The organism is Sphingomonas sp. FUKUSWIS1 (assembly GCF_000733135.1).
GTDB classification, from domain to species: Bacteria; Pseudomonadota; Alphaproteobacteria; order Sphingomonadales; family Sphingomonadaceae; genus Sphingomonas; species Sphingomonas aerolata.
In genome coordinates this window covers 11,340-14,678 of record NZ_JPJC01000060.1, presented here as the reverse complement: position 1 = coordinate 14,678, position 3,339 = coordinate 11,340, and the positions used below count along the sequence as shown (strand labels likewise).

Genomic DNA, 3,339 nt, shown 5'->3' with positions numbered 1-3,339 from the left:
GCGCGCGCGCGGCGAGGCGACCGTGCCGACGACGATCGGGCTCGAACGCGCGACCAATCCGTTTCTCCGCGCGACCTCGGCCGCCGAGCTCGGCGAGCGGCGCGCGGCAAAGGATGCGTTCAAGGGCTGAATAGGCTATGCTGTACTCTTGGGGGCGCGAAGGAAACCGCATGCGCATCATGACACGCTTATCGCTGCTTTGCCTGACGATCGCGGCCACCGCCTGTACGGCGACCCCGCGCGAACAGGCGCAGATCGCGCAGCGCGAAACCGAAACGCAGCGAAAGCTCGCGACCGCGCTCAAGGGGCTGACCCCCGGCGAGCCGACCCTGTGCCTCAACGCCCTCGGCCAGAAGCAGGTGACCAGCTACGGCTCGACCTTCCTCTACCGCGTCAACAACGGCACGATCTACCGGACCGAGACCAATGGCGGGTGCGGCGATCTCGACCGCAACATCCTGATCACGCGGACGCCCTCGGGGCAGCTCTGCCGCGGCGACATCGCCAACACGATCGACCGCGCCAGCCGCTTCCCCAGCGGCAGCTGCAGCTTCGGGGAATTCGTCCCCTATCGGAAGGTTCGGTGAGGATGCCGCGCTCCGGCCGGATCGCTGCCCTCGCCGCGCTCGCACTGACGCTCGTCGCCGGCCGCGACGATCCGCTCGCGGGGCGCATCGCCGGCACGCCGGTCCGCTGCATCGGCATCGGCCTGGTCCAGGGCCCGACGATCCTCGACGCGACCACCATCCTCTATCGCCAGTCGGGCAAGCGCGTCTGGCGCACCGGCCCGGTCGGCCCCTGTCCGCAATTGCGCCCGCTGTCGACGATCATCGTCGACATCTATGGCGGCCAGCTCTGTCGCAACGACCGGTTCCGGCTGATCGAACCCGGCCTGTCGATCCCCTCCCCCTCCTGCCGCTTCACCGACTTCACCCCTTACGACAAACCCTGACGCCCGGCCGCCCCGGATGATATGTTGCATCATGGCAACAACCAGCCATCCAATTTTCCGCAGCTGCGAACATCTGCTTTGATATGATACATCATTCGCGCTAGGCGGCAGCTCCGGGGTTCAAGGAGCGTTTCTATGCGTAAGACTTTCATCGGGATCAGCGCGCTGGCGGTCTTCGCCGCGACCGCCGCGACCGCCCAGACCGACACGACGCCGACCGGCGCACCGGCCGATACGCCTGCCGCAACCCCAGCCCCGACCCGCACCCCCGCCCCGCGCGCGGCCGCCGAGATCCTCGTCACCGCCCCCGTCCGCCAGAGCGAGACCGACGTCCTCCAGGGCACCTCGATCCTCTCGGGCGCCGAGCTTACCCGCAACCTGCGCCCGACCATCGGCGAGACGCTCGCGCGCCAGCCCGGCGTGTCCGCCACCTCGTTCGGCCCCAGCGCCTCGCGCCCGATCCTGCGCGGCTTCCAGGGCGAGCGCATCCGCGTGCTGACCGACGGGATCGGCTCGATCGACGTCTCGAACACCTCGGTCGATCACGCGGTCATCATCGACCCGCTGCTCGCCGAGCGGATCGAGGTGCTGCGCGGCCCCTCCGCGCTGCTGTTCGGCTCGTCCGCGGTCGGCGGCGTCGTCAACGTCATCGACACGCGCATCCCGCGCACCGTCCCCGAAAACGGCTACCGCGTGAACGGCATCGCCACCTACGGCTCGGCCGCGAACGAGCGCTCGGGCGGCGCCGCGGGTGACGTCGCGGTCGGCCAGCACCTCGTCCTCCACGCCGACGGCTCCTATCTGAAGTCGGGCAATCTGCGCACCGGCGGCAACATCCTGTCGTCGCAGGCGCGCGCCGCCGCGCTCAGCCAGGTCGGCCTCCCGCAGGACACCGACGAGCCGATCGACTTCGCCGGCTCCGCCGCGCTCCGCGGCAAGCTGCCCAACACCCAGTCCGAGACCTGGACCGCGGGTGTCGGCGCGTCGATCATCACCGATGGCGGCAATCTCGGCGTGTCGTACAGCCATTATGACAGCCTCTACGGCGTGCCGATCCGCTATGCGACCGCGGTCGGCCAGGAGCAGGAGGCGCCCCGCCTCGACGTCGTCCAGAACCGCGTCGACCTGCGCGGCGAGATCAACACCGGCGGCGGCTTCCTCGACAAGATCCGCGTCCGCGCGGGCCACGCCACCTATCGCCATTTCGAGCTCGAACCCGATGGCGGCGTCGGCACCGCCTTCTTCAACAACGGCACCGAAGGCCGGATCGAGCTCGTCCAGGCCAATCGCGGCGGCTGGCAGGGCGCGTCGGGCGTGCAATATTTCAACCGTCTGTTCGACGTGAACGGCGACGAAGCCTTCCTGCCGCGCAACGAGACCAACCAGACCGGCCTCTTCACGCTGCAGCAATACAGCGCCGGCGCGTTCCGGGCCGAGGGCGGGCTGCGCTACGAGACGACGTCGCTCTCCGCCAAGACCCCGCTCGACGATCTCCGCTTCTTCCGCGGCAGCCGCAGCTTCGACGCGGTCTCGGGCTCGCTCGGCGCCTCCTACGGCGTGACCGACGCGGTCCGCTTGGGCATCAACCTCTCGCATACCGAGCGCGCGCCGTCGGCCGAAGAGCTGTTCGCGAACGGCGGCCATGCCGGCACCCAGGCCTATGAATTCGGCAGCCCCGATTTCAAGCTCGAGAAGAGCTGGGGCATCGAGGGCACGCTCCACGCGCATGGCGACGGCTTCAGCTTCGACGCGTCGGCCTATTACAACGACTTCTCCAACTATATCTCGGAGAACCAGGTCGCGCAGAGCGTCTGCCAGACCGCCGCCGATCCGTCGGGGCGCGAGGTCGACCTGCCCTGCTTCCAGTATCAGCAGGCGGATGCGCGCTATTACGGGTTCGAGGCCAATGCCTCGGTCCGGCTCGCGCAGATCGGCGGCTATGTCCTCAACGCCGACCTGCTCGGCGATTATGTCCGCGCGACGATCGTCGACAACGGCCCCGTCCCCCGCATCCCGCCAATGCGCGTGCTCGGCGGGATCGAAGCACAGGGCGACCGCGTCAACGGCCGGCTCGAGGTCGAGCACGTCTTCGACCAGGACCGCATCGCCGCATTCGAGACGACCACCAACGGCTATACGATGGTCAACGCGACCTTGGGCTTCAACCCGTTCGGCAAGGACAGCAAGACCTCGATCCTGCTCAGCGCGAACAACCTGTTCGACGTCGAAGCCCGCCGCCACGCCAGCTTCCTCAAGGACTTCGCCCCCCTAGCCGGCCGCGACATCCGCGCGACGCTCCGCTTCGGGCTGTAACGGGGGGGCCGCTCCCCACCCCCCAGAAAGGGAGCACCACCCCGGCGAAAGCCGGGGCCCAGTTGGGGGGGACC

4 protein-coding genes are annotated in these 3,339 nt (G+C 68.9%); all 4 read left to right on the top strand.

The features are described from left to right. A partial coding sequence (locus sphsw_RS04955) for a hydroxyacylglutathione hydrolase C-terminal domain-containing protein (protein WP_031439638.1) occupies positions 1 to 130 on the top strand: 130 nt, incomplete at its 5' end. Between the two features lie 40 nt (positions 131 to 170). Then, positions 171 to 587, top strand: coding sequence for a hypothetical protein (locus sphsw_RS04950; RefSeq protein ID WP_052380848.1), 417 nt, complete (start codon positions 171 to 173; stop codon positions 585 to 587). A 2-nt stretch (positions 588 to 589) separates the two neighbouring features. Continuing rightward, positions 590 to 952, top strand: coding sequence for a hypothetical protein (locus sphsw_RS04945; RefSeq protein WP_042466593.1), 363 nt, complete (start codon positions 590 to 592; stop codon positions 950 to 952). Positions 953 to 1,087: 135 nt separating this feature from the next. Beyond that, the gene (locus sphsw_RS04940) at positions 1,088 to 3,265 is read left to right on the top strand and encodes a TonB-dependent receptor (RefSeq protein ID WP_031439635.1); all 2,178 of its coding nucleotides are present in this window, start codon (positions 1,088 to 1,090) and stop codon (positions 3,263 to 3,265) included. The last annotated feature ends 74 nt before the right edge of the window (positions 3,266 to 3,339 follow it).

What these genes read in the sequence shown, in the direction of transcription:
- sphsw_RS04950 (WP_052380848.1), top strand. Translation starts at nt 171, where the DNA reads ATGCGCATCATGACACGCTTATCGCTGCTTTGCCTGACGATCGCGGCC.
- sphsw_RS04945 (WP_042466593.1), top strand. Translation starts at nt 590, where the DNA reads ATGCCGCGCTCCGGCCGGATCGCTGCCCTCGCCGCGCTCGCACTGACG.
- sphsw_RS04940 (WP_031439635.1), top strand. Translation starts at nt 1,088, where the DNA reads ATGCGTAAGACTTTCATCGGGATCAGCGCGCTGGCGGTCTTCGCCGCG.